At 60.9% G+C, this 1,675-nt stretch carries 2 protein-coding genes; both read left to right on the top strand.

Going from position 1 to position 1,675, the window contains the following annotated elements; all coding sequences use genetic code 11:
- Positions 1 to 1,012, top strand: a 1,012-nt coding sequence (locus tag QKY98_RS23280) for an efflux RND transporter permease subunit (RefSeq protein ID WP_284671659.1), incomplete at its 5' end; no start/stop codon positions are given.
- 91 nt (positions 1,013 to 1,103) lie between these two features.
- The gene (locus tag QKY98_RS23275) at positions 1,104 to 1,313 is read left to right on the top strand and encodes a hypothetical protein (protein ID WP_017638791.1); all 210 of its coding nucleotides are present in this window, start codon (positions 1,104 to 1,106) and stop codon (positions 1,311 to 1,313) included.
- Positions 1,314 to 1,675 lie beyond the last annotated feature (362 nt).

The following is a 1,675-nucleotide window of genomic DNA, read 5'->3' as shown; positions in this document are numbered from 1 at the left end:
GAAGGGCACCGGCGCCGCCGAGGTGAAGGTGGAGCAGACCGGGGGGTTGCCGCTGCTGAGCGTGCAGATCGATCGTGAGCGAGCCGCGCGTTATGGCCTCAATGTCGGTGACATCCAGGATGTGATTGCCACGGCGCTCGGCGGACGCAAGGCCGGCACGCTTTTCGAGGGTGATCGCCGCTTCGATCTGATGATCCGCCTCCCGGAAACGCTGCGCAGCGATCCGGCGGTGCTGGCGCGCCTGCCCATTCCATTGCCAGCGGTGGAAGGCCGCGTCGAGTTCATTCCCCTGGCCGATGTGGCGCGCCTGGAAACGGTGCTGGGGCCGAATCAGATCAGCCGTGAAGACGGCAAGCGCCTGGTGATCGTCAGTGCCAATGTTCGCGATCGGGACCTGGGTAGCTTCGTGGCGGATGCCACCGCCGCCATTACGGACCAGGTACGGATTCCCGCAGGCTACTGGACCAGTTGGGGTGGCCAATTCGAGCAGTTGCAGGCTGCCGCCGCCCGCCTGCAACTCGTGGTGCCGGTGGCCTTGCTGCTGGTGTTCGTGCTGCTGTTCATGATGTTCGGCAATCTGCGCGACGGCCTCGTGGTCTTTACCGGTATTCCCTTCGCCTTGACGGGCGGAGTGCTGGCGTTGTGGTTGCGGGACATTCCCCTGTCGATCTCGGCAGGCGTGGGTTTCATCGCGCTGTCGGGCGTCGCGGTGCTCAATGGCCTGGTGATGATCTCCTTCATCCGTGGCCTGCTGGAGGAGGGCAAGCCGCTGGACATCGCCGTGCGCGAGGGGGCGCTGGTCCGCCTGCGGCCGGTGCTGATGACTGCGCTGGTGGCCTCGCTGGGCTTCATTCCCATGGCCCTGGCGACGGGCACCGGCGCAGAGGTACAACGGCCGCTGGCGACCGTGGTGATCGGCGGCATCCTGTCTTCCACCGCCCTGACGTTGCTGGTCCTGCCCGCGCTCTACCACAGTGTCCTGCGCCGTCGCGAACAGCCCGGGGAAGGATGACAGGATTGTAATGCGCGGCTCATCCTGGCGTTAGCCGCGCCCCTCTAGAGTGGCTCTCATACCCACACTGCACCCTAGAAGGAGAAACACCATGACGTTCCTTAAAACTGCCCTGTTTGCCGCCACCCTCGTTGTTGCGAACCTCAGCTATGCCGCAGACGGCAGCGAGCGCTCGATCTCGCACAACGAAAATTTTCGCGAGCGCCAAGCGGCGCTCCAGCAGCATCGAGAGACGCATGAGATGGTGGCGGAGGAGGTCAATCAGTCAGGTAAGCAAGATACAATTAAAAAGACCGACTAATTTTAACAGCCAAAATTGGCATTTTGTCGCTTGTGGCTTTTTAGGCTCTGACTGAGGGTATGGTAAGTTTTTAAGCAGAAGTACCGTACTCGAATGCCTAGGCTCAAGGACAGGCAGGGTGGCCAACTAGATAGCGCTAGGGACATACGAGCATGAGAGGCACAGTGTTGCAGCTGATCAAGAATGCTAAACGGCAAGGAAGCATCTCCGATCTCACTTCGTTCCGTCCGTCTGGTTGGTCAATAGGCCCCAACGTACTGACCTGCTAGTGCCGCGCTCGCGTCGTATTAATTAGGACATAGAAGCACCCATCGAAGTGTAGCGTCAGATTTTTGATATCTGCCGCGGCTTGAGCCGCGTGA

Origin of the sequence: Pseudomonas sp. HR1 (assembly GCF_030175875.1) — a bacterium.
In the GTDB taxonomy this organism is placed as follows: Bacteria; Pseudomonadota; Gammaproteobacteria; order Pseudomonadales; family Pseudomonadaceae; genus Chryseomonas; species Chryseomonas oryzihabitans.
This window is presented reverse-complemented; position numbering and strand designations above follow the sequence as displayed.